The organism is Thermococcus kodakarensis KOD1 (genome assembly GCF_000009965.1).
GTDB classification, from domain to species: Archaea; Methanobacteriota_B; Thermococci; order Thermococcales; family Thermococcaceae; genus Thermococcus; species Thermococcus kodakarensis.
Genome location: NC_006624.1, coordinates 163,350 through 185,973 on the forward strand (window position 1 = coordinate 163,350; position 22,624 = coordinate 185,973).

Sequence of the window (22,624 nt, forward strand, 5' to 3'; positions counted from 1 at the left end):
TTTACCCGGTGGTACCGTGGACTCCTACCTAATGGCGGCGGCGTTTGACGCTGGAGTAAAGCTAGCTGCGGGAGGAATGCTCCTGTTTTTCTCCCACCAGCGGCATAGAAAGGCCGCCTACTACTGGGGTTTTGCCTGGATAATATATGCCTACGCTATAATCGGGGATCTAGGCATTCATCCTGAGATAGCGGCGGTTCTGCTTGGCTTCTTTTCATCTCTGATCCTGCAGGGGGTCCTAAGGGTAAACGAAGAGGTCTCAATGTCTCAGGATTACATCCGGGCTCTTTCGTGGGGACCGGCCGCTATTGGAGTGTACACAGCGATTCTCCTCCTTTTCCTCGAAAAAACGCCTGAAACAGCCGTTATGGGGATCGTCTACGGAGCCTCCGGTGTCTTCTTGAGTATCGGCGGACTTATACTTTATCGGATGAGGGAATTCTACGATCAGGACACTGCGTACCTCGGCCTGTCCCTGAGCACGTACGGGGTATATCAAATGCTTTATCCCGTGTTATGGAACGAGGGCTTTAAGTTCTGGGGGCTGTTCATTGGCCTGGTTCTGACCGTCGTTACGGCCCTCTTCATGGTTCAGCTCTCGCTTGGGGAGGTCTTTGAGATTGAAGAACCTAAAACGCAGGTGGAAATTCAGCCAGGAGTCCTGGTAGTGGATCCGGCACAGTTTGAAGACTTCAAAAAGCAGTTTAGGGAATACCCCGTTCTGGCTTTTGTGAGGAACGTCGAAGTGCCAAGTAGCTGGAAAGTATATAGGATAACAAACCTTGGCGGTTATGGGAACGTTTCTCCAACCAATCTCCCAAGGATCCTCGAAACTGCGGTTGATTACATCCGTTCATTCGAGAACTCTGATTTAAAGCCTGTCATCGTTCTCGAAGGGCTCGAATACCTCAAGCTCTACAACGATTTTAGGGCCATAGCAAAGTTCCTGACATCCCTGCGGGACTACGTCGCTGTTAGCAATGGAACACTCGTGCTCGTCCTAGAAAAAGACGCCTGGGAAGAAAGGGAGATGAAAACGCTGGAGAGGCTCCTCACGTGAGGAGTTCTCCCAGTCTGTCCTCTTCCAAGCCCTGCTTCAGCTCCATCGCTATCCTCCTGCCCGTGCTGACGGGGAAGTCGTATCGGAGCCAGGTGTACGGCGAGCCGTGCACGAAGGGGTTAGTTCCAGCCACTATTCTCGCGGATATCTCGAAGACCACGAACTCCATGTCAGGAGTAAAGACACCCTCCAGGCAGAACGGGCCCCAGAGGCCACCCATGAGCTCCTCCGCAGCTTTCACCACTCGTTCTCCAGCCTCGATGACGTCCATTAGCAGGCTTTCCCTTAGAACGATCGGAATGTTCCCGACGACGGTGTAGTCGGTGCTGATTCCAAGATCAATCTGCTCCCTCGCTGGAATTCGCCCTATCGCGTCCGCGTTGGACTCATAGCGCCTGTCAACGCTCATCAGCTCAAGCTCGCCGTTGAGCTTCGAGTAGAAGTAGTGAGGGTAAACTGGAACGCCCACCACGTACTCCTGTATCTGGACTCTCGAAAGGTCTTCTTTACTACGAACACCTAGCCTCTCGGCCTTTTTCCAGAAGTCCTCGGGGGAGCTGGCCAGGAAGTACCCCCTTCCCCCTCCAGCGCCAAATGGTTTTACGATGACGGGCCCGTCTATGTCGTCTGGGTCTTCGTAAATCCTCGGGAGCCTCAGCTTAGCTTTCTCCAGCCACTTCCTTTCGAGGGAGCGGTCGCTCTCCCACCTTAACACGGCTTTGTTGCCGTAGTAAGGAACCTTCATCTTCTCAACAAGTTCTACGCCGAGGTGGGCAACGAACGAACCAGTTGGAACAACTACGGCCTCGAACTCGAGCAGCTCCTCTTCCGGATATGCACCCTCTATGAAATGATCCGCAACTGGAAAGTACTTGGTGTAGAGCGGCTTAACCCTGGAAGGGCCGAAGGCAACCGTCTCGAACCCCTCGTCTTTTGCCCCTTTCAAAATCTGGAGGGCAGAGTGGGAAGCATAGGTCGCTACCCTCATTCCTCCTCACCCAGGAGCTTCGGAAAGGACTCGTGAACTTCCCTCAGCTTGGTGATCGGCTTCCTCAGGAGCTCATCTCCATTCCAGAGGAAGACGGCACCGCTTCCTCCTGCTCTGCCGATTACTGCGAAGTGCCTGAAGAGCGCCTTAAGCTCCTCAAGTCTTTCCTCGGGGAAGACTACGATGTAGCGGCCGTGGCTCTCGCTGAAGGCAACCTCAAGCGGGTTAGAAGTCTCGGCGGGCACCTTCGAGAGGTCAGCGGTGAAGCCCGTGTTGCCCAAAACTGCCATCTCCGCCAGGGCCACCGCTATTCCGCCCTTGCTAACGTCGTGGACGGCCTTCAAGAGTCCCCTTCTGATCGCCTCAAGGATTCCCTCGGCGTTCGCCTTTTCCTCCTCAAGGTTCACGCGCGGAGCGATTCCGCCTTTCAGACCGAGCCTCACGTATAGCTCACTTCCTCCGAGCTCCCTCTTAGTGCTCCCAACGACGCCTATAAGGAGCCCCTCTTCGAGGCCAAAGCCAGGTATTTTCTCAAGCTCCACCTTTCCGAGGCCAGCAACGACTGGAGTCGGCTTTATGGGCCTGTCAACGACCTCGTTGTAGAAGCTGACGTTTCCGCTCACGTACGCTAAACCGAAGGCTCTTGCAGCATCCGCCAGTCCCCTGACTGTCTCCGCAAAGCTCCAGTAGACCTCGGGTCTCTCTGGGGAGGCGAAGTTGAGGTTGTCCACCAGGGCTAAGGGCTCGGCACCCACACTGACGAGGTTTCTCACGACTTCAGCAACAGCCCCCATCGCTCCGTGGTAGGGGTTGAGGTGGCTGTGGTTAGGATTACCGTCGGCCACGAAGGCCAGCCCGTAGCGCTCGTTTATCTTGAGCACTGCAGCATCTCTTCCTGGCTTTACCACTGTCCTGCCCTGAACCTCGTGGTCGTACTGCTCCCATACCCAGCGCTTGTTCAGAACGTTCGGACTGCTCCAGACGAGCTCGAAGGCGTCAGAAAAGCTTATCTTGGGTGTCTCAACGTCCCTTTCGAGGCTGTAGGGCCTCGTCTCCCACTCGATCGTTGGAACTTCCGTAAGGAGATCTATTGGGAGGTCAGCAACCTTCTCGCCCTTCCAGTAAACGATGTAGCGCGGTTCTTTTATAATCTCTCCAACGACCGTCCATTCGAGGCCGTACTTCTCGAAAATTTTCCCGATTTCTTCAACGTCCTCTTCCCTGACTGCAAAGAGCATCCTTTCCTGGCTCTCGGATATCATTACCTCCGTCGGTGTCATGTTTGGCTCCCTTAGGGGGACGCGGTCGGCGTAGATAACGGCACCGAAGCCCTTCTTCCCGGCCATCTCCGAGGAAGCGCAGGTAAGTCCGCCGCCGCCGAGGTCTTTGAGCGCTCTAACTTTCCCTGTGTAGACGGCCTCAAGCGTGGCTTCAATTAGAAGCTTCTCGGTGAAGGGGTCGGGAATTTGGACCGCCGAGCGGTCTTCCTCCTCCGCGTTCTCGCTCAGTTCCTCGCTTGCGAAGGTCACGCCGTGGATTCCGTCCCTGCCGGTCCTGTTACCGACGAGGACGAGCTTTAACCCGGCTTCCTCAACGTAGCTGTGGACGAAGTGCTCCGGCCTCATTATCCCAACGCAGGCAACATTCACGAGCGTGTAGTTATCCAGGCTCTCGTCGAACTCTGTCTCGCCGCCAACCGTCGGAACTCCTATCCTGTTGCCGTAGTCCGCTATGCCCTTCACGACGCCCTGGAGGAGGTAGCGGTTGCGCTCCTTCTCAAGCGGCCCGAAGCGTATCGGGTCGAGGAGGGCTATCGGACGGGCGCCCATACAGAGTATATCCCTGACAATTCCGCCGACACCCGTGGCGGCACCGCCGTAGGGCTCAACGGCTGAAGGGTGGTTGTGGCTCTCGATTCCAACCGCTATCCAGGTTTCATCGTCGAACTTCACTATTCCAGCATCCTCTCCCGGGCCCAGAACCACGTGCTCGTTCTCCGTTGGAAGGAGCTTAAGGAACGGCCTGCTAGACTTGTACGAGGCGTGCTCGCTCCACATTACTTCGAGCATGGCCTTTTCCACTTCGTTCGGCTCCCTCCCGAGCCTCTCCCGGATGAGCTTCTCCTCGTGGGGGAACATCGTGACACCTCCTTTATTATCAGAAAAATGTAAAAATTTTGAGTTTTTAAGGTTTATTTTGACGAAAAAATGTCAATACACGTTTGCTTCTAAACTCTTAAATCACGTTTAAAATAGGCTACAAGCCAGAATGCAGAGACCGCTATGGCCAATTCCATGATGCCTGCCGTGAGGAGCACGAAACTGACCCCCATTTTGTCTGCGAGCACTCCTCCCCCTGCCATTGAAACAAGGGAGAATGCCGAAGTCAGAAAGTACTCAAAGGACAAGACCCTCCCTAAAAGATCAGAGGGAACCGTCTTTTGGAACAGCGTCTGTAGGGAAATGTTGAGAACGCTGTTAGCGGCGCCGTTAAAGACTCCTATCGCTGCCGCCAGGGACAGATAACCCACCTGGCTCCACATTATTGGGGCGAGTGCCGTCATAAAGAGGCCAGCGATGAACGTCGTCTCATCAGAGAACCTGTCCCCAAGGAGGCTCATCAGAAAACTTCCTATGAAGAATCCCGCACCGAGGGCCGTGAGCAGGACGCCGTAGCCGACCTCGGCCGAAGCTGACAAGCCCGCCGAGTAGGGAACCAAAAGCACGTTTATTATTCCCCCGCCTATCATAAGCCCCCGGAGATTAAAAGAAGAGTTAGCACAGGCCTGGACGTTTTAACGAATGCCAGGCCTAATTTAACCTCCTCCAGAAAGCTGTCCTCCATGTCGGAGGACGGCTCTTCAACCACATCAAGCTTCTTTAGGAGTATCACCGAGATCCCAAAGATTATGGCCGCTAAGAGGGGCGTGCGTTCCCTACCAATCGCAAGGATCATGAGGGAAGCGAGCGTGGGGCCCAGAGTATCTATCAGGTCATCGGCTAATGTCAACAGCGAATTGGCTGTTTTAAGCTGGTCAGTTTTGACTATTGAGGGGATTATTGCGGAGCGGGCAGTTCCAAAAAACAGCGAACAGGCATCGAGCAGGAAGGTGACAAAGTACAGATACAGGAGAAGATAGATGCTGATGGAGGAGTTAAAAACCGCGGCGAGAGACAGCACGAAAACCGCTTTGAGAAGGGTTGAGGTTACCATAACCTTTTTTCTGCCGTGTCTGTCCACGATCACTCCAACTACTGGCGAGAGTAGTAAAAGCGCCAGTGTTTTTGCAATGAACACCCCCGAAGTGTCCGCTGTGGAAGACTGGTTGTAAATGTAGAAGACTACGCCGATGAAGAAGAGGTATTCGGCGATTCTTGAGATTAGCTGGTTGATAAGCAGATAGGGGAAGTTCTTCCGCGTAAGGAGGTCTTTTTTGGAGTTTAGGCTTGGAACTTCCATAATCAGCACCACACGCTCCAACCCTGCCTTAGACTCCGAACAGCAACCTTGGAATGTCCCTAACCCTCTCGTCCGTGTAGTTTATGAATGCCTTGAGGAGCCGGTAGATTTCGAAGAGCCTCTCCTCCTCATTGGTTCTTGGCTTTTCTCCCCTATCCGCGCGCGAAAAGATGTCTATAACATCGAAGCGCTTAGCTAAAAGCCTCGGCGTTTCCTCCTCCATAAGCCAGTTTATGAAGTAGTAGACGTTGAAGGCCTTTTCTCTGTCCATTAGATAATGCTCTCTAACGAGTGAAAAAGCCCCCACAATGACGTTCTCCAGTTCCTCCGACGAGAGTTTTTCCAGGGCCTTCAGGTACTCCTCTTTTAGCTCCCTCACGGTTTCATCCTCGCGGTAGCTTGATTTCCAGAGTTCAACACCCTTTAGCACCCTCTTTGGGTTCCTGACGTAAACAGCACCTTTATTTCCGTCGACGATTACCTCATCGCCGTCCCTTATCGCTTCAACGTCAACCCCGACCACGCAGGGAATTCCGAGCTCCCTCGCTATTATCGCCGGGTGGGAGAGAATGCTATCCACCTTCGTCACTATTCCTGCGGCCTTCGCGAAGAGGTTGTAGTGCTCGGCGTGGAGAACGTAGGTAACGAGAACCTCGCCTTCCCCAAAAATCATCTCGGCCTCTTCTGGGGGCTGGTCGTCCAGCACAAACCGCGCCCTACCTCTCGCCACTCCAGGGCTCGCCGGGATGCCCTTTAGAGCGTACCAGTTCTCGGTTTTTATATCTCCTGCTTCTCTGTTTTGCCCGAGCACCGTTATGTCCCTCGACTGGAGTATCCAGAGCGTCCCGTCGTAGGCCCACTCTATATCCTGCGGCCTTCCGAAGAGGGACTCAACTTCAAGACCCACGGTGAGAAGCTCCCTCATAAGCTCGTCATTAACCTCTTCCGGGTTTCTTGGAAGCAAAACCCGCTCAGCGCTTTTTCTACCACCCACAAGCTCCTCGCCGCTTCCTCTTACGAACTCGACTAAAGCTTTTTCCGGTTCTGTGGACGAGCGTGTAAAGAGCACACCAGCGAACTCGGGTGTTATCTCCCTCTGGACTATCGCCGCCATCCTCGACTGTCCACTTAGGCCCATCCGCTCCATGTAAGTCCTAACTCTCTTCGAACTGGCGCTCTTAAAGACCCTCTCTATTCCTTCGATTAAGTCGTTGAAGGAGTTTATCCCCGTAACGCTCTCGAAAACCCCTGCAAAGCTTGCCTTGGAGCTATCCTCGACTGTCGCGGAACTGCGCACGACTACTGGAAACTCTCCTTCGAGGAGGTAGGGAGAGGTGAAGTAGTCCTTCACTTCTTCCACGACTTCTTGGGGGAGCTTTCCTTCCTCTTTCCAGAGGTCGTAAGCCCTCGTGGTCACCACGAAGCCAGTGGGGACGTTGAAGTACCTTGCGAGGATCGAAAGACGGTGGGCCTTGTTCCCAATTTCATTCACGCTGCCCCCAGCGGAAAGCGAGCGGACGAACATTTATAATCCCCTTTAGTGAAGGGAACACTACACTAAAAAGGTTTTTGGCAAAGAGTGCAAAGAAGGAGAATTTGAGAAGTTACTTCCTCGCCCACTCCACCATGCTCCTGAACAGCTTCAGCCCGTCCTCACTGCCCAAAAAGCGGTCGCTCGCCCTCTCTGGGTGAGGCATCGTTCCGAGGACGTTGCCATTCTCGTTTGCTATCGCCGCTATGTTGAGGAGCGAGCCGTTCGGGTTCGCTTCCTCCGTGATGTTGCCTTCCTCGTCGCTGTACTGGAAGGCGATTCTGACCTTTGAGGGGTCGTCAGCGTAGTAGTTGCCCTCGGCGTGGGCTATCGGCATCCTGATGACCTCTCCGGGTTCGTAGAACTGGGTAAATGGGGTTTCGGTATCGGCGACCCTGAGGTGCACCCACCTGCAGATGAACCTCGGAACTTTGTTCGGCCTCAACGCCCCGGGTAAAAGGCCGGCCTCAGTCAGAACCTGAAAGCCGTTACATATCCCGAGGACGGGCTTCCCATCTCGGGCGAACTCCTTCACTTCCTCAATTATCTCCTGACGAGCTGCTATAGCCCCTGCCCTTAGGTAGTCGGCGTAGCTGAAGCCCCCGGGAAGGACGACGCCGTCAAAGTCCTTAAGCGAGGTCTTGTACCACACTCGCTCAGCTTCCGCCCCAGCCTTCCGTATAGCTCTCTCAGTCTCGAAGTCGCAGTTCGTTCCCGGAAAGACAACGACGGCAAACTTGACCATGTCAGCTCACCGGCTCTATGCTGTACTCCCACTCGTGGATGAGGGGATTGGCGAGTAGCTTCCTGCACATCTCCTCGACCTCTTCCTCCGGCCTTTCGCTCTCAAGCTCGAACTCGAAGTACTTGGGAACGCGCAGGTTCTCCACGCTGAACCCGAGGTTCTTCAGGGCGTTTCCTATGACCCTTCCCTCTGGGTCGTTGAGACCTTCCTTGAGCCTTACGATGACCTTAACCTTCCACTTCATCCTCATCACCTCACGTAACGACCTTCTCAAGCTCGTCCAGCTCAATTGCCCTCTTGATTTCGAGCGCAACCCTTCTTCCCGTGCTCATCTCCTTCCGCCAGAGGGCGTTGCCGTAGGGATGTCCCATCGCCATGTGGATGTTAGTTCCTCCCCCAGTTCTTGGTGCCACATCGTAGATGTAGAAGTTCAGATCCTTGTCCACAGCGGTCTGGAGCGTGAACGGCCCGATTATTCCGGGTGGATAGTATCTCTTTGTTGCCTCGACGTACTTCTCGGCCATGTCGAATACCTTCTCCAGAAGGGACTCACGGAGAGTTGAGGATGCATGACCTGTGACGGTATATTCGGGCTCGAACTGCCACTCTGGAAGTGTGAGCTGCTGGCTCGCTGGAAGCCTAACGTGGCCGTCAAGGCTCGTCTCGAAGCGCCAGTCTATTCCGAGGAGCTCTATCTCCTCATCGAGCGGCGAGTAGAAGAAGTCGAAGTTGAAGACCGGGCCGATTATGTAGCGCTCTATTCTAGCCTTGGCGAGATCTTCCTCTGTGATGACGCCAAGCTTCATTAAGCGCTCTGACTTCTCCCTGAACTCCCTGTAGGAAGCGGCCGTGAAGAAGCCCCTCTCAAGCCTCTTCTTTGCGTGGGGGAGCTTGACTATGACGAGGCCTACCTCGTCGATTTCTTCCGGCTTAACGGGTTCTGGGTAAGGCAGCCCTGCCTTCTCAAGGAGCCAGTAGTAACTCTTCTCCTCGCTCCTCTCCTCGCTTCTCAGAAGGTTTCTGCTCCCGAAGAGAGGCACAAGGAACTCGTTCTCAACCCTGTCAATGCCAGTGTAGACAACAAAGGAGCGGTTCGGAACGAAGATAACGTTCCTCTTCCTCAGCTCTTCCTGAACCTCGATTATCTGACCGAACTTCTCAAGAACGATTACATCATCAATGAAGCCCTTAGTCAGGCCGTCTCTCGTCTTCTTCTCCTTAAAGTACTCCGCATAAGTCCTGTGCCGCCCCCTCTGGGCAACCACGATTGTCTTAAAACCTTCGGCCTTGGCGCCATCGGCTATGTCAAGGGCCGAGTGGCTCCCGATGACGCCCACCTTTATCTTATCCTTCTCATACCCTTCAAGAACCTCAAGAATTTGCTTCCGTTCGATCATTTCACTCACCCCTCATAGCCCTAACAAGCTCTATTCTCCTTGCTATGCTCTCCCTCGTCCCCACGTCCTTCCTGTAGAAAATTTCCCCCCTTACGTGCCTTATTCCAGCTGAGGCTATTCTCTCGGCCTCCTCCAGCGAGTCAGCAATTCCAACAACGGCCAAAGCCCTTGAGCCGAGCATCCTGAAGTTCTCGTCGAGGGAAGCGTAGTAGACTCTAGCCCCTTCCTCCCTAATTTTGGCCTCATCCACGTGAAGCTTTATTCCCCTTACCGGGTTGGTTGGGTAGCCTTTTGGAGCGATGTACTTCACAACCGTTGCCTTCCGCTCAAATTCTGCTCCCTTCAGGTTGCCGTCCACTATTTCCTCGCCGATCTCAACGAGAGAACGCTTCAGAATCGGCAGGACGTTCATTGCCTCTGGATCGCCGAAGCGGGCGTTGAACTCTATTATCTTCGGCTCGTCCTTGGCGAGCATGAACTGGCCGTAGAGGATGCCCTTGTAGGGGGTTCCGTTCTTCCTCATGGCTTCCACAGTGGCTTTGAGTGTCTCAAGAGCTTTCTCGTAGTCTTCTTTAGTTATAAACGGTAGTCGGTGGTCTTCGCAGGAGTAAGAACCCATACCCCCTGTTATCGGTCCTACGTCGCCCTCGTATGCGTGGGGGTAGTCCTGTGCGAGGGGCATTGGGACGACTCTCTTCCCGTCGGTGAAGACCTGGAAGGTAAACTCCACGCCGTCGGTGCGCTCCTCGATGAGGACTTTTCCGTCCCTCTTTATCAGCTCCTCGGCGTAGGCTTTAGCCTCCTCGTTGTCCTTCAGCTGGTAGCCGACGACCTTGACACCCTTTCCACCCGTGAGGCCAAGGGGCTTGACGACAACTGGCCTTCCAAAGTCGTCGATCCAGGATTTCATCTCTGAAACGTCGTCGAAGACCTTGAAGAGCTTCCTTCCGGGAATCTTGTACTCTTCCATCAGCCACCTCGCGAAGGCCTTGTTGGTCTCGAGCATGGCCGCTTCCCTTGTGGGTCCTACCGTTGGAACCCCGTTCTCTTCCAGAACGTTGACGATGCCCTTCTCAAGGGGCGCCTCCGGACCGATGAAGGCCATATCTACTCCCCACTTGAGGGCAAAGTCGAGGACTCTCGGGACGTCGGTTTCCTTCGCGAGGGCGTAGTCCTTTGCGAGCCTCGCGATTCCGGGGTTTTTGTGGCCTGCCACAACGTAAAGCTCAGCATCTCTGGCAAGGACTTCAGCGATCGCGTTTTCTCTCCCACCTGCACCCACGAGCAGAACGCGCATGAGTTTCACCATTTTTGTGTAAAAAATTGAGGTTTTTAAGCTTTATTTTTACATTTAATTGGCAAAAAACTGTTTAATAGAAGTTGCTCCTAACTACTGGAGAGGGGACACCTATGGGGCTTTCAAGGTTGGTTGATTCTGTTCCTGAAAACGGAGTACTCACAGTTATTGCGAGGGGGCCCGATTCCAACGGGGACGTTATTGGGGTAAGGCTTCTCAAAGAGCTTATAAGGCGTGAAGAGCCTGTCTTTGTGGTTCTCTACGAGCCACTCCTCGTTTTCAGGTCTAACCTGGAAAGAGTAGGGATTTCTCTGGAAGATGTGCTTGGGGAGAAGTTTGTAGTTTTTGATGTCTTCGGGAGCTTTAAGGGGATAGATCGGAATCTCCCCCACGTTTATCAGCTGAGCGGGTACCTTGACGACGGTGTTTTTGTCACCAAGTACAGTGATTTTGTAAGAACTCTATCCGAGAAAATATCGGCCAGCCGTATCTGGCTCTTTACGTATTTGAGTTCTGGGACCTGCAAGCTCTTCAAGAACCCCAGGAAGACCTACCAGTTGGTATGGAGTACAAAAACTGAAGTGACGAGTAAAATCCCAGACATTAGGGCCATACTGGTCTATGACAGTACAGACTGCCCCGAGATAGAGGACTTTATCTACACGTTCTCCGATATTGTGGTCGAGGTTACGAGAGAGATGTTTAAGAGAAAGGCATACGTAACGAAGGGACTTGAACCCGAGGTTTTCGATCCTTTTGAGGGTGATGAACATGATTAAACTCGGGATAAAGCCTCTAGACGAGGCCCTTGGTGGGGTTAAGGAGCACTCATACATACTGCTTCACGAGGAAGACCCTCGCTCCCTCGGCCGTGAGCTAGTCTTTGAGTTCATGAAGAATAAGCTTGAGAACGATAACCTGGTAGGGTTCTTCAACATCAGCCATGCTCTTCCAATCCTCATTGAGATCATGAAAAAGAGGGGCATTAATGTTGATGAGTACCTTGATTCGCTCAACCTAGCAATAGTGGATACCTTTGGAAGTCTTTACGGCCCGAGGATAGAGAGGCGCGGTGTCTGGTACCTTTCAGGTTCCCTCTCCTATGAGCTTCTGTCCAGGAAATACGCTGAGGTCGTCAGGGCACACAAGGAGCTCTGGAAGAAGGAGAACATGTTTGAGGGCAGGGAGCTATGGGGAGTGGCTATGGACCTTTCGGAGTATTCAAATATTTTCGGGGAAGCCAACGCCCTGAGCTACTTCGAGGTCTCTGCTGAGATTAGGAGACGCCACAGGGCCTACAGAGAATACCCAACGGGCACTAACATATGGGTCTTTTCTGGAAAGCCCGATCGTGTGTTCTCGTCCCTTTACAGGAGGGTCGATTACGTTGTGAGAACGAGGAGCGAGCTCACCGAAGAGGGGGTAAAGCGCTATATGTGCATACTCAAGGCCCCGGGGGTGTCTGATGTTATATCATTCGAGTACTCATTCACCCGGAATGGCATTGAGATGAAGAGGACTGATTAGGATTTTGAATTTTTATCTCGAGCCTTTTAATCGGCAAAAACAAAGAAGAATTAAGAGTGGGGGAGGATCCCCATTCTCAATTTTACCTTCCTCTCCCATTCCACTCTCTTATTCGAACTTGATTCCTGGTTACATCCCCTTTACTTAACCCTGCTGATTTTAGTACACCCACGTAACTTACCAGCGTGTAGTGCTATTCTCCGGACTATTTAAATTTTTCGGATATTGTCCAAATCATTGGACTAATCAGCATATATGCTCATTTTGTTAATGGCCAGAACCGTATCTAAGGAATGCCCACATCACTTAATTTTTGCCATAGGTGTTCATAACTTTGTAATAACATTCAACAGTTCGAAGCGGAAGAAAATTGAAGAATCAAAACAGGCGTCAGAGTAAGTGCTTTCTCTTCTCGTAGTCCTGGGAGTGCCAGTTAGCTGATCTCGTCCTCAGCTCTATCGAGTGGGCCACCATTTCGGCCTTCCTCTTTGCCTCTCCCACGTCTTTGTCCCACGCTATTGCAACGCCGAGCCTCCTTCCAGGGTAGGCCTCGGGCTTGCCGAAGAGCCTCACTGTGGCGTTCGGGACGCTGAGAGCCTTTGCCAGCCCCCTAAAGCGCGGTGAATAACCGGAAACGTTGGCCTTTATGACGTGAGTGGCCGCTGGAGTAAGCATAGGGAAGAGCCTGTAACCGTCTACCCACTCGCCTGGAATCGGGAGTCCGAGAACTGCCCTAAGGTGAAGTCCAAACTCCGAAAATCCAGTGGGGTGAGATGCCAGAGTCACCATGCCGGTGTCGTGGGGCCTCGGGGAGACCTCGTTTGCCCATACCTTATCGCCTTTCACGAACATCTCGACGCCAAAGATGCCCAGTCCGCCGAGAACGTCCGTTATGCGCTTCGCTATCCTGTAAACTTCCCTCTCGGCCCTTTCGCTTATCTCGGCTGGCTGCCAGCTCGAGTGGTAGTCGCCGTCAATCTGATAGTGGCCAACGGGCTTGGGGAAAGTAGTTACTACCTCACCGTTTTCGTCGTAGTGCCTCACAGCTAACTCCGTAATCTCCACATCGAAGTCTATGTGCTCCTCCACGATGAGTTTCTCGGCACTTCCCCTGGCTTTCTTCTTGGCCTCCTCCCAGGCTTTCGGGACGTCCTCAGGGCCTTTGACGAAGTAGGAGCCCTTCCCCGAGGAGCTCATTATGGCCTTGGTGTGGCAGGGGTAGCCTATCTTTTCACAGGCCTCGTAGAGCTCGTCGAGAGTTGAGGCATAAGTGTATCTGGAAGTTGGAACCTTCGCTTCCCTTGCCAGGGTCTCCCTCGTCCTCTCGCGGTGCATTGCTATCCACGTTGCTTTGGCGTTCGGAACTACGAAGTAGCCGTCTTTCTCAAGCTCGAAGAGGGCATCTAGATTTATAGCCTCGATCTCTGGAATTATCGCATCCGGTTTCTCCCTCTCGACGACTGAAAAGAGAAAGTCTGCTTTCCTCATGTCTCCCACGTAGGAGCGGTGGGCAATCTGCATAGCTGGGGCGTTGGCGTAGCGGTCAACGGCGATGACCTCAACTCCCAGCCTTTGGGCCTCGATCGCTATCTCCTTCCCGAGCTCTCCGCTCCCGAGGAGGACTATCTTCTGAGCGGAATCAGTCGTGGCAGTTCCAAGTTCATCGCGGGGCCTTATCATGAGCACCACCCCTTGTTTTAACGTTTAAATGTTAAAAACTTAAGATATTTAAGCCTTTTTAGTCATGAAAATGGCAAACTTTTTAAGCCGTTTCTCCAACTCTCCCCGGTGGTGCTCATGCTGACCTACGCTCAGGCGGGAGTCGATGATGAAAAGACTTCGAGGGCCTTGAAAAGCATAATCTCTCTTGCCAAGGGGACTTTCGAGTTCAGAAGGGGTAAGCTCGGAGAGCCGGCCGAAGACCTCGGCCACTACGCGGCCTTAATGGACTTTGGTGACTTCTATCTTGCCATTACTACGGACGGAGTTGGGACGAAGGTTTTGGTGGCTGAGGCCGTCGGGAAGTTCGACACGATAGGAATAGACATGATAGCGATGAACGTAAACGACCTGCTCTGCGTTGGGGCCGAGCCGGTCGCTTTGGTTGACTATCTTGCCGTTAAAGAGCCGGATGAAAGAGTGTTCGAGGGGATAGCGCAGGGCCTATACGAGGGGGCAAGGCAGGCTGGAATAGCTATCGTCGGAGGCGAGACCGCTGTGATGCCTGATCTAATCAACGGCTTTGATCTGGCTGGAACGGCCATCGGAGTCGTTGAGAAGAGGAAGGTGATTACCGGGAAGAAAATCAGGCCGGGGGATGCTGTGATTGGAATAAAGAGCTCGGGAATACACTCCAACGGTCTTACTCTTGCTAGAAAGCTCCTCATCCCCAAGTACGGTCTCGACTACGAGTACGAGGGGAAAAAGCTCTGGGAGTGGCTCCTCGAACCTACGAGGATTTACGTCAAGGCCGTCCTTGAGCTTATCGAGAACGTTAAGGTGCACGGCTTGGCACACATAACAGGAGGGGGCCTTCTCAACCTCAAGCGCCTTACTTCCTTCGGCTTCTCCATTGAGATGCCGCCTATTGAGGGAATCTTCAGGCTAATCTATGAGAACGGCGTCCCTCTTGAGGAGATGTTCCGCGTTTTCAACATGGGCGTCGGGATGGTTGCCGTTGTCCCGCGGGAGGAGAAGGAAGAGGCCCTCCAGCTCCTAAACAGACACTTCGAGAGCTTCGAGCTCGGAAAGGTTGTGGGAGAGCCTGGAATAAGGGTCGAGAATTATGGGATAAAACTTTAACGTCTCATTCCTCTTTTTTCTTCGGTGATATCATGGAGCTGACGGTTAGGAAGAAGGCATTCCTTGAGGAGCTTCCGGACGTTGTTAAAACGGCCGTTGAGGAGTACGGCACTGCCCTGAAAGGCATAGAAATAAAAGAGGACGATAAGGGCTGCTACACCGTCATGATTACCTACGAACGGGAGCTTCGCCTGTGATCCTCTCATAGAGCCTCTCGTAGGCGGAGATGAGATCGCCCTTGCCGAAGCGGAAGACGTCCTTGTCGAGGCTCTCCTTGGTTTCGGCATCCCAGAAGCGGCAGGTGTCGGGGCTTATCTCGTCGCCGAGGACTATTTCGCCCCTCGTGTTCTTTCCGAACTCCAGCTTGAAGTCAACCAGGATTATCCCCCTCTCCGCGAAGTACTTTCTCAGGACATCGTTCACCTGAAGGGCAATTTTTTCCATCTCTTTAAGTTCGCTCTCACCCACACCCAGGACTCTGGCGTGGTACTGGTTTATCATGGGGTCCCCAAGGTCATCGTTCTTGTAATAAAACTCTATTATCGGCTCTGGGAGTTCAGTGCCCTCCTCAAGCGGGAGGCGCTTCTTTAGACTTCCAGCAACGACGTTCCGCACCACAACCTCAAGGGGATACATCTTCAGCCTCTCGACTATGAGCCTGTTGTCTCCGGCAACCCCAATGAAGTGTGTCTTTATGCCGCTCGCCTCAAGAACCCTGAAAAGATGGGCGCTTATCTGGGCGTTGAGCCAGCCCTTTCCTCTGAATTGGGCCTTCTTCTCGCCATTAAAAGCGGTCGCATCGTCCTTGAACTCCATAATGACCTTACCGTCATCGAGAGGGATTATTTTCTTGGCCTTTCCTTCGTAGACGTCCACGCTAATCACCATTTTTATGTAAAAACTTTGTTCTTTTTAAGAATTTTTTTGCCATTAGAATGTCAATCACTGGGCAAAGTTTTTAAACTTGAATCTGCAAAAGACTATCGCATGAAACGTTTAAATTAGCATGTTTAAATCAAAAACCCCTTTCAAGAAGGTGCCCGGTGAGAGCAATGCGCGAAAAGTGCGGGGTCTTTGCAGCACTCTCAGAGAACGCGCCGAAGAAAGCATACTACGCCCTGATAGCCCTCCAGCACCGCGGCCAGGAGAGCGCCGGAATAAGTGTATGGAAGCACAGGATAAGAACCGTCGCTGGCAGGGGGCTTATCCAGGACGTTTTCAATGGGAAAACCCTCTCATCCCTTCGCTCCAACCTCGCGATCGGTCACGTCCGCTACTCCACATCCGGCTCTCTCAGCGAGACTCAGCCTCTTGAAACGGAGTGCTGTGGAAAGAGGATAGCAGTTGCCCACAACGGCACCCTCACGAACTTTCTCCCTCTGAGAAAGAGTTATGAGAATAGGGGGGTTAGGTTTCACCACTCCGTTGATTCTGAACTTCTTGGGATTTCGTTTCTCTGGCACCTGAATGAGACCGGCGACGAGTTTGAGGCCATGAGAGAAGTCTTTAACGAGGTTAAGGGCGCTTATTCGGTTGCTCTGCTCTTCGACGGCAAAATCCTCGTAGCGAGAGATTCCGTAGGGTTCAGGCCCCTGAGCTATGGGATTGGAGACGGCCACTACTTTGCGAGCGAGGATTCGGCTTTGAGGCTTTTCGTTGACGAGACTGAGGGCGGGGAAATAAGGGACGTTCGGCCGGGTGAGGTCTTTCTACTCTCGGAAGGGAGTGTGGAGAGTAGAGTTCTGGCGAGGGAGAAGCACCACCACTGCGTCTTCGAGTACATCTACTTCGCCCGGCCAGACAGCACAATAGACGGCGTGAACGTCTATCATGCGAGGGTGAAGATGGGAAGGGAACTTGCTAGGGAGAGTCCCGCCGATGCAGATGTTGTGATAGCGGTTCCCGACTCTGGGAGGGCAGCAGCGTTGGGCTTTTCGATGGAAAGCGGGATACCCTACTCGGAGGGGCTGATAAAGAACCGCTACATCGGGAGGACTTTCATAACCCCCGGCCAGTTCTACAGGGAGCTTAAGGTAAAGCTCAAGCTCTCGCCCGTGAGGGAGGTCATCAACGGAAAGAGAGTCGTTCTCGTTGATGATTCCATAGTCAGGGGGACGACCATGAGGAGACTAGTCTCCCTTCTGAGGAAAGCGGGAGCGAAGGAAGTGCACGTGAGAATAGCGTCGCCGCCTATAAGGCACCCCTGCTACATGGGTATAGACATCCCGACGAGGCACGAACTTATAGCTGCCTTCGGGAGCGTTGAGAAGGTGAGGGGAGCGATAGGTGCTGACAGCCTGGCATATTTAAGCGTTGAGGGCCTTATCAGGGCTGTTGGCAAGAAAGACCTATGCCTGGCGTGCCTCACAGGGGAGTACCCTGAGTGGGCCTTCAGGTTTTAATGAACCGCTTCCTCAAAGCTTCAACAACCTTATCGCTGAAGCGGACTCCTTTGGTCCTGAGCTCAAGCAACAGGGGTTCGAGGTCTTCTTTTAGGAGGCCCCTTTCTTTGGCGATGAAAAGCAGCGCCAGGGTTCCCGCAACCTTTATTCCGAGGGACTTCGCTATGATCCTCGGGATCCTCTCATCGAGAACCAGCAAATCCGCGTTCAGCTCCCTGGCGAGCACTATGGCCTCGGCCTCTCCAATCTCGATCTCCTTCATGAGGATTTCAACGCTCAACCTGTCGTTTACGTCCTGAACCTTTATCCATTCTGCTTCGCTCACTTCCCGGGAGCCAGGACGGCCTCTGCCCTTCTCTACTACCTCTGCCCATACGGCTCGGGGGATGACAATCTCACCAAACAGCTCTCGTAGAAGTTCCAGTTTTTCAATCTTTGCAAGGGCTATTAGCGGTCCGGAGTCGGATACAACTATCATAGTAACCTCTCCAGGGTTTCTATGTCCTCCTGGAGATCTTCCTCAGTGTAGTTCAAAGGAACGCCCTTGGAGGCCAGAATTTCCATCATCTCTGCTTTGGTGACCCCAGCAATCTCTGCCGCCTTTCCAAGGCTAACTACGCCCTCCCGATAGAGTTCAACGGCGAGGTATATCCTGACAAGCTTTGGTAGCTGTTTCTCATCGACTCTGAGGATTCGCGAGAGGTCTGAGGGAATGACAACGGTGACTTCTCCCATCTTCCCACCATATCCAGTTGTTTTTGAGCCCTAAAAATATGTCGGCGACGGGGCGATTAGACTTTCCTAACCCTAGCCGCCGCGAACTTAAATTCTGGCGTTCCGGCCTTGTTTAGCGCATGGCTCGTCAGCTTGTTGGCCTTGAAGTGGAAGGGGACGGCGATAACTCCTTGGGGCACGTCCCCAATCTCCGCCGTCATTCTGATCTTCCCGCGCCTCGTCTCCACCTCTACCCAGTCCCCGTTCTGTATCCCGAGTCTCTCAGCATCTTCACGGCTTATCAGTGCTTTTGGCTCGCCCATGAGTCTGACAAGTGACGGGCTCCTCAGCGTCATCTCCCCGGTGTTGTAGTGACCTATAAGCCTGACCGTCGTGAGGACAAAGGGGTACTTATCGTCTGGGCCCTCCCAGGGAGGTATCCACTCAACTGCCATGAAGCGGGCTTTTCCATCCGGCGTTGCAAACTCCCAGGTGTGAAGCCTCTTCTTCGGCAGGAAGATTCCGTCCGAGTTCTTCAGCTCCTCTACGCTCTTCTCCTCAAGCTCCGGGAATAACCTGAAGTACTCGGCGGTTATTTCCTCAACTGAGGTGTAGTTAAAGCCAGGCAGACCGAGTGCCTTTCCGAGCATCGTCAGTATCTCCCAGTCGGGCTTTGAGTCGTATGCTGGCTCGCAGACTTTCTCGCTCCATTGAATTCTCCTCTCGCTGTTCATGTAGCTTCCAGCTTTCTCACAGAAGGCCGAAGCTGGAAGGAGATAGTGGGCATAGCGGGCCGTCCTCGTGGGGAAGATGTCCTGGACGACGAGTAAGTCAAGATTCCTTAAGGCCCTTCTAACCCTCATGAAGTCGGCCTCGCTGACAGCCGGGTTCTCGCCGACGATGTAGAGTGCCCTAACGTCGCCCTTCTCTATCGCATCCCACAGCTCGGTGAGGTAGAGGCCCCTCTCCGTCGGGAGGTCATCAACGCCCCAGAGCCCTGCAACTCTCTTCCTGAACTTCCCGTCAGTGAGCGGGACGTAGCCGGGTAAAAACTCGCTCAGAGCGCCCATATAAGCGGCCCCCTGCACGTTGTTCTGGCCGCGCATCGGGTAGAGGCCTCCCCTCTCGCCGATGTAACCGAGAAGCAGTGCGAGGTTTATGAGCGCGAGCACGTTCTCTACACCTGAAACGTGCTGGGTTAACCCCATCCCCCACATCTCTGCCCCGCTTCCGGCCAGGGAGAAATCCCTCGCCACTTCCTTGATCTTTTCTGCAGGAACTCCAGTTGCCCTCTCGGCGTACTCTGGAGTGTACTTTTTGACCGCCATTCTTACCTCAGAGAAGCCAGTTGTCCTGCTCCGGATGAACTCCTCGTTGTAGAGCTCCTCCTCGATTATGACATGAGCGAGAGCGTTGGCTAGGACTATGTCAGTCCCGGGCCTTATTATGAGCCTATGGTCAGCGAAGGCCATCGTCCTCGTTTCCCTCACGTCAACGACTATAATCTTGGCACCGCTCTTCTTTGCTCTCAGAATATAGTCCATGACGACTGGGTGGGTCTCGGCTGGGTTGTATCCCCAGATCAGGACGGATTTGAACTTCGGTATGTCCTCGTAGGGGTTGGTCTGCGCCCCCGTACCAACGGCCAGCTTGAGGGCATGAACGGAGGCCTCGTGGCACAGCCTTGCACAGTTGTCTATGTTGTTCGTGCCGAAGAGGCGCGCTATCTTCTGGAGCAGGTAGTTCTCCTCGTTGGAGACCTTGGAAGACGCCAGAAAGGCAACCGCATCGGGGCCGTAAAGTTCCCTTACCTCCAAAAGCTTATTCGATATCTCCTCCATCGCCTGCCCCCAGCTTATTGGAACTATTTTTGAGCCGACGCGCTTGAGCGGTCTTTTGAGTCTGTCTCTGGATTTGACGATCTCAGTAGAATATAAGCCCTTGGGACAGAGCTTTCCTTTGTTTGGCTCGCCCTTGTATGGCTTTACTTTAAGTGTGGCGGGATCAATGAGAAGTTTGCAGCCAAAGCCGCAGTAAGGACAGACGACCTTCTTCACGCTACCACCTGTTTGGCAAGAAAAAGTCAAAACTAAAAAGTTTTTTGGTAAAAATTGAAAAAGAATTGCTAATTAATTTCACGACTAAAAAATTGAGAAAGCTTCGCTGTGCTATCCTCCTTGTATGTAGAACCCAACCTCAAAGTAGTTGTCCCCAACCAGGACATAGCTTGGAAACCCCCGCCAAAATGCCTGCATTATTAAGGATTCGTTTGTCCCAGCTAATACTGTGATGTAAGTCCTGTCGTTCCAGGGGTTTCTTATGGTCTCTATAACTCCCCAGGGGGAGGGTGTTGGATACTCCAGTGGCAACTGCTTCACGGACTGGTTTGTAATTTCAAACGAGAAAAACTCTTTCACTGATGCGCTGTCTCTCTGGAGAATCCACGATCCATTGAAAACGAACTTCACCGGAAGTCCGTCGTTGAGCTCTTTCACTAGGTCGTTTGTCTGCGGCGTTCCAATGAGGATCAAGTTGGCCTTGGTATCCTCGGGAGTCAGCTCATCGTAGGCTTTTATCTCTATTGATGGTGCTTGGCCAAACTCCTCATTGTAAGAGTCCTCGAGGGCATCCTTAATGGTTTTAGCGGCTTCTCTTTCTTGTTCACTCGATCCGGGGACTATAACCACCCGACCGTAATGGAAGGCAGTGTTCCACTCATGGTCCCATGTTACTGGAGAGAGCTCCCAGTAGAGGGTGCTTATGTTGGTTGGAGTCGCCCACGTTCTCATGTGTTCGGCCAATGTGGGTGCGTACTGAGGCAAAGTGCTGTTGGTCTTCCACACAACATCGTACTCTTCGAGGAGTTTGGATAGTGGAGGGAAATACATTGACATCAGCAACGTTGAGTAAGTCATGTAGTCTTTGGGTATGCCACACTTTAGAGCCGCGTACTTTGCTATGCTTTCGGTTAATAACTCATTAAGATACCTAGAGAAGGAACCGTAATGGGGTGTATCGTAGGTGGTCAACGCTGGCAGTTCTTTTTTGATTTCGTCTAAGTAGTAGTCCATGCCCTCAAAAAGCTGGAAGTTTTCATCCAGGAACTCCCCCACGAAGGGATGTGCAAACTCATGGAACATCCTGCGAACCTGACCGTAAAGTCTGCGGGGAGTCGTATTATGCGAGATCCATCCGATGTAATAACTGGTTTCATTCTCCCAACTGGCGTGGGGGTGTATCCATACTGAGTACGAAGCTTCAATCCTGAACTTGGTGTACCACTTTCCGAAAAAACGCCAGTATATAGGGATTGCACAGTTTATGTATGCTGAGATATTGGAAGTCGCCTTTGAATATTCTTTCAGATGTGCCCGATAAAATGCACTGAAGTTGCTCTCTCTGGCAAACTCTGATAAGAGCCTCAAATCTACTGCCAACACACTATCGTTGGTTATGTTCCCAAGGTATTCTAACTTCGCCAATTTGTTGCCAAATTTCATTATTGAATAGTCCCTAGTGTAATACGGGAGTGACGGGCCAAATACATCACGAACATATCCAACGACTACACTGTCATTGTACGGGCCAAAATAAGTTAAAACATCCTGTATGTACTCCTTGGGGGCCATTATGAAAGGATCGCTTCCATTGAAAGCGAGAATGTACACGACCGAGAACAGCTCCAGATTTGGATTAATCTCGACAGTTATATCTGCGGTGTGGTTTGCTGTTGCGTAGCTCGCCGTATTTGTTGTGGAGTTGGAATCCCTCCCAAGTTCCGTGGTGCTGGTAGTACCAGTTTCGGTAGAAGGCTGGGTAGTGTTCGAAGAAATACATCCTGCTGCCACAACGATTCCAACGAGGAAAAACACCAACAGCGTCTCTATTTTGGGCTTCACTTTTATTCATCAGTATCTTATTTGAGCTGTTGTCTTTAATAGATTTTCTTATTTGGTTAAATAGTTGTTTAAAAAGAGTGCACGTAATTTTTGGAAACTCTTCTTGTAAACTGTTCGGGGGATGAGATCTTTGTTTAAAAGCTATGCAGTAAATGATGGCCTTCAAAAATTAAGTGAACGATCTAAAAAGCGAAATCAAACTGCCTTCCTCAAGAAGTACTCGTGCACCCTCGTGTCGTCGGTCAGCTCTGGGTGGAACTCAAGGCCGATGATGTTGTCCTGCTCAACTCCAACGACCCTGTCCCCAAGCCAGGCTATCGGCTTCACCCTCTCGCTGAGGAGCTCCACTATTCTCGGGGCGCGAATGAAGACACCCGGGAATGGTTCGCCGCTGAAGGCGAGCTTTATTGGGGCCTCGAAGCTGTCCACCTGCCTGCCGTAGGCGTTCCTGTTAACCTTCACGTCGAGAAGTTCGAGGAACTTCTGCTCCGGGGTAGCGCCGATAACCTCCTTTGAGAGCATTATCAGACCTGCACAGGTGCCCATGATGGGAAGACCTTCCTCGCCGAGCTTCTTTACAGGTTCGAAGAGGCCGTTCTTCACCATGAGTCTTGAGATTGTGGTGCTCTCTCCTCCAGGGATTATGATGGCCGAGATGTTCTCAAGCTGCTCCGGCTTCTTTAGCCAGATAACATCTCCAGAGACGCCGAGGTTTTCAAGGGCTCTCCTAGCAGCCCAGATATGCTCCTCCACGTCTCCCTGAAGGCCAATGACACCTACCTTGACCATACTACCACCCCAAA

The 22,624-nt window shown here is 52.5% G+C and carries 22 protein-coding genes; 6 read left to right on the plus strand and 16 right to left on the minus strand.

Annotated features, from left to right (window positions below):
* Positions 1-16 precede the first annotated feature (16 nt).
* A complete protein-coding gene (locus TK_RS00960) occupies positions 17-1,060 on the plus strand; it encodes a DUF835 domain-containing protein (RefSeq protein WP_011249150.1) in 1,044 nt (347 codons plus the stop codon).
* On the opposite strand, the gene TK_RS00965 is transcribed toward TK_RS00960, so the two are convergent.
* The 9 genes from TK_RS00965 to purD form a co-directional block, all read right to left on the minus strand.
* On the minus strand, positions 1,053-2,048 hold the full coding sequence (locus TK_RS00965; protein WP_011249151.1) for a formate--phosphoribosylaminoimidazolecarboxamide ligase: 996 nt from the start codon (positions 2,046-2,048) through the stop codon (positions 1,053-1,055). The two genes, TK_RS00960 and TK_RS00965, sit on opposite strands and share 8 nt — an antisense overlap.
* Complete coding sequence (purL, locus tag TK_RS00970) at positions 2,045-4,186, minus strand: phosphoribosylformylglycinamidine synthase subunit PurL (protein ID WP_011249152.1); 2,142 nt, start codon at positions 4,184-4,186, stop codon at positions 2,045-2,047. Before purL ends, TK_RS00965 begins: the two co-directional genes overlap by 4 nt.
* 89 nt (positions 4,187-4,275) lie before the next feature.
* Positions 4,276-4,797 carry an MFS transporter gene (locus TK_RS12275; RefSeq protein WP_011249153.1) on the minus strand — a complete coding sequence of 174 codons (522 nt, stop codon included), beginning with the start codon at positions 4,795-4,797 and terminating at the stop codon, positions 4,276-4,278.
* Positions 4,794-5,507 carry an MFS transporter gene (locus TK_RS12280; RefSeq protein ID WP_048053637.1) on the minus strand — a complete coding sequence of 238 codons (714 nt, stop codon included), beginning with the start codon at positions 5,505-5,507 and terminating at the stop codon, positions 4,794-4,796. Before TK_RS12280 ends, TK_RS12275 begins: the two co-directional genes overlap by 4 nt.
* A gap of 28 nt (positions 5,508-5,535) precedes the next feature.
* Entirely contained in the window at positions 5,536-7,032 is a 1,497-nt protein-coding gene (locus TK_RS00985) for a PEP/pyruvate-binding domain-containing protein (RefSeq protein ID WP_011249155.1), read from the minus strand.
* A 79-nt stretch (positions 7,033-7,111) separates the two neighbouring features.
* Positions 7,112-7,783 carry a phosphoribosylformylglycinamidine synthase I gene (gene purQ, locus TK_RS00990; RefSeq protein ID WP_011249156.1) on the minus strand — a complete coding sequence of 224 codons (672 nt, stop codon included), beginning with the start codon at positions 7,781-7,783 and terminating at the stop codon, positions 7,112-7,114.
* Between the two features lies 1 nt (position 7,784).
* Complete coding sequence (gene purS, locus TK_RS00995) at positions 7,785-8,027, minus strand: phosphoribosylformylglycinamidine synthase subunit PurS (protein ID WP_011249157.1); 243 nt, start codon at positions 8,025-8,027, stop codon at positions 7,785-7,787.
* A 10-nt stretch (positions 8,028-8,037) separates the two neighbouring features.
* Positions 8,038-9,180 carry a formate--phosphoribosylaminoimidazolecarboxamide ligase family protein gene (locus TK_RS01000; protein WP_011249158.1) on the minus strand — a complete coding sequence of 381 codons (1,143 nt, stop codon included), beginning with the start codon at positions 9,178-9,180 and terminating at the stop codon, positions 8,038-8,040.
* A gap of 1 nt (position 9,181) precedes the next feature.
* Complete coding sequence (purD, locus tag TK_RS01005; protein WP_011249159.1) at positions 9,182-10,477, minus strand: phosphoribosylamine--glycine ligase; 1,296 nt, start codon at positions 10,475-10,477, stop codon at positions 9,182-9,184.
* A 113-nt stretch (positions 10,478-10,590) separates the two neighbouring features.
* On the opposite strand from purD, the gene TK_RS01010 reads away from it, so the two are divergent.
* Together TK_RS01010 and TK_RS01015 are read left to right on the plus strand one after the other, a co-directional pair.
* A complete protein-coding gene (locus TK_RS01010; protein ID WP_011249160.1) occupies positions 10,591-11,256 on the plus strand; it encodes a hypothetical protein in 666 nt (221 codons plus the stop codon).
* Complete coding sequence (locus tag TK_RS01015) at positions 11,243-12,004, plus strand: hypothetical protein (protein WP_232500589.1); 762 nt, start codon at positions 11,243-11,245, stop codon at positions 12,002-12,004. The genes TK_RS01010 and TK_RS01015 overlap by 14 nt, the downstream gene beginning before the upstream one ends.
* A 390-nt stretch (positions 12,005-12,394) precedes the next feature.
* Here the strand turns inward: TK_RS01015 and purT are convergent, their stop codons facing one another.
* Positions 12,395-13,684, minus strand: coding sequence for a phosphoribosylglycinamide formyltransferase 2 (gene purT, locus TK_RS01020; RefSeq protein WP_011249162.1), 1,290 nt, complete (start codon positions 13,682-13,684; stop codon positions 12,395-12,397).
* Positions 13,685-13,801: 117 nt separating this feature from the next.
* Between purT and purM the strand changes: the two genes are divergently transcribed.
* Together purM and TK_RS12090 are read left to right on the plus strand one after the other, a co-directional pair.
* Positions 13,802-14,806, plus strand: a complete 1,005-nt coding sequence (gene purM / locus TK_RS01025) for a phosphoribosylformylglycinamidine cyclo-ligase (RefSeq protein ID WP_011249163.1) — start codon at positions 13,802-13,804, stop codon at positions 14,804-14,806.
* 32 nt (positions 14,807-14,838) lie between these two features.
* On the plus strand, positions 14,839-15,003 hold the full coding sequence (locus tag TK_RS12090; RefSeq protein ID WP_011249164.1) for a hypothetical protein: 165 nt from the start codon (positions 14,839-14,841) through the stop codon (positions 15,001-15,003).
* Here the strand turns inward: TK_RS12090 and purC are convergent.
* Complete coding sequence (gene purC, locus TK_RS01030) at positions 14,975-15,682, minus strand: phosphoribosylaminoimidazolesuccinocarboxamide synthase (protein WP_011249165.1); 708 nt, start codon at positions 15,680-15,682, stop codon at positions 14,975-14,977. The two genes, TK_RS12090 and purC, sit on opposite strands and share 29 nt — an antisense overlap.
* 176 nt (positions 15,683-15,858) lie before the next feature.
* Here purC and purF point away from each other — a divergent pair, with 176 nt between their 5' ends.
* Positions 15,859-17,208, plus strand: coding sequence for an amidophosphoribosyltransferase (gene purF / locus TK_RS01035; protein WP_011249166.1), 1,350 nt, complete (start codon positions 15,859-15,861; stop codon positions 17,206-17,208).
* Here purF and TK_RS01040 read toward each other — a convergent pair.
* The 5 genes from TK_RS01040 to pdxT all read right to left on the minus strand — a co-directional run bounded on the left by TK_RS01040 (position 17,198) and on the right by pdxT (position 22,610).
* Positions 17,198-17,686 carry a DUF3368 domain-containing protein gene (locus tag TK_RS01040; RefSeq protein ID WP_011249167.1) on the minus strand — a complete coding sequence of 163 codons (489 nt, stop codon included), beginning with the start codon at positions 17,684-17,686 and terminating at the stop codon, positions 17,198-17,200. The genes purF and TK_RS01040 overlap by 11 nt on opposite strands.
* Positions 17,683-17,943 (minus strand): UPF0175 family protein, encoded by a 261-nt coding sequence (locus TK_RS01045; RefSeq protein WP_011249168.1) that lies wholly within the window; start codon positions 17,941-17,943, stop codon positions 17,683-17,685. Before TK_RS01045 ends, TK_RS01040 begins: the two co-directional genes overlap by 4 nt.
* A gap of 56 nt (positions 17,944-17,999) precedes the next feature.
* Positions 18,000-19,979, minus strand: a complete 1,980-nt coding sequence (gene fdhF / locus TK_RS01050; protein ID WP_011249169.1) for a formate dehydrogenase subunit alpha — start codon at positions 19,977-19,979, stop codon at positions 18,000-18,002.
* A 111-nt stretch (positions 19,980-20,090) separates the two neighbouring features.
* Positions 20,091-21,821, minus strand: a complete 1,731-nt coding sequence (locus tag TK_RS01055) for a DUF4932 domain-containing protein (RefSeq protein WP_011249170.1) — start codon at positions 21,819-21,821, stop codon at positions 20,091-20,093.
* Positions 21,822-22,016: 195 nt separating this feature from the next.
* Complete coding sequence (pdxT, locus tag TK_RS01060) at positions 22,017-22,610, minus strand: pyridoxal 5'-phosphate synthase glutaminase subunit PdxT (RefSeq protein ID WP_011249171.1); 594 nt, start codon at positions 22,608-22,610, stop codon at positions 22,017-22,019.
* Between the last annotated feature and the right edge of the window lie 14 nt (positions 22,611-22,624).

What these genes read in the sequence shown, in the direction of transcription:
- TK_RS12090 (WP_011249164.1), top strand. Translation starts at nt 14,839, where the DNA reads ATGGAGCTGACGGTTAGGAAGAAGGCATTCCTTGAGGAGCTTCCGGAC.
- purQ (WP_011249156.1), bottom strand. Translation starts at nt 7,783, where the DNA reads ATGGTCAAGTTTGCCGTCGTTGTCTTTCCGGGAACGAACTGCGACTTC.
- TK_RS12280 (WP_048053637.1), bottom strand. Translation starts at nt 5,507, where the DNA reads ATGGAAGTTCCAAGCCTAAACTCCAAAAAAGACCTCCTTACGCGGAAG.
- TK_RS01010 (WP_011249160.1), top strand. Translation starts at nt 10,591, where the DNA reads ATGGGGCTTTCAAGGTTGGTTGATTCTGTTCCTGAAAACGGAGTACTC.
- pdxT (WP_011249171.1), bottom strand. Translation starts at nt 22,610, where the DNA reads ATGGTCAAGGTAGGTGTCATTGGCCTTCAGGGAGACGTGGAGGAGCAT.
- TK_RS01015 (WP_232500589.1), top strand. Translation starts at nt 11,243, where the DNA reads ATGAACATGATTAAACTCGGGATAAAGCCTCTAGACGAGGCCCTTGGT.
- TK_RS12275 (WP_011249153.1), bottom strand. Translation starts at nt 4,797, where the DNA reads ATGATAGGCGGGGGAATAATAAACGTGCTTTTGGTTCCCTACTCGGCG.
- purF (WP_011249166.1), top strand. Translation starts at nt 15,859, where the DNA reads ATGCGCGAAAAGTGCGGGGTCTTTGCAGCACTCTCAGAGAACGCGCCG.
- TK_RS00985 (WP_011249155.1), bottom strand. Translation starts at nt 7,032, where the DNA reads ATGTTCGTCCGCTCGCTTTCCGCTGGGGGCAGCGTGAATGAAATTGGG.
- TK_RS01000 (WP_011249158.1), bottom strand. Translation starts at nt 9,180, where the DNA reads ATGATCGAACGGAAGCAAATTCTTGAGGTTCTTGAAGGGTATGAGAAG.
- purS (WP_011249157.1), bottom strand. Translation starts at nt 8,027, where the DNA reads ATGAAGTGGAAGGTTAAGGTCATCGTAAGGCTCAAGGAAGGTCTCAAC.
- purL (WP_011249152.1), bottom strand. Translation starts at nt 4,186, where the DNA reads ATGTTCCCCCACGAGGAGAAGCTCATCCGGGAGAGGCTCGGGAGGGAG.
- purD (WP_011249159.1), bottom strand. Translation starts at nt 10,477, where the DNA reads ATGCGCGTTCTGCTCGTGGGTGCAGGTGGGAGAGAAAACGCGATCGCT.
- TK_RS01045 (WP_011249168.1), bottom strand. Translation starts at nt 17,943, where the DNA reads ATGGGAGAAGTCACCGTTGTCATTCCCTCAGACCTCTCGCGAATCCTC.
- TK_RS01040 (WP_011249167.1), bottom strand. Translation starts at nt 17,686, where the DNA reads ATGATAGTTGTATCCGACTCCGGACCGCTAATAGCCCTTGCAAAGATT.
- purM (WP_011249163.1), top strand. Translation starts at nt 13,802, where the DNA reads ATGCTGACCTACGCTCAGGCGGGAGTCGATGATGAAAAGACTTCGAGG.
- TK_RS00965 (WP_011249151.1), bottom strand. Translation starts at nt 2,048, where the DNA reads ATGAGGGTAGCGACCTATGCTTCCCACTCTGCCCTCCAGATTTTGAAA.
- purT (WP_011249162.1), bottom strand. Translation starts at nt 13,684, where the DNA reads ATGATAAGGCCCCGCGATGAACTTGGAACTGCCACGACTGATTCCGCT.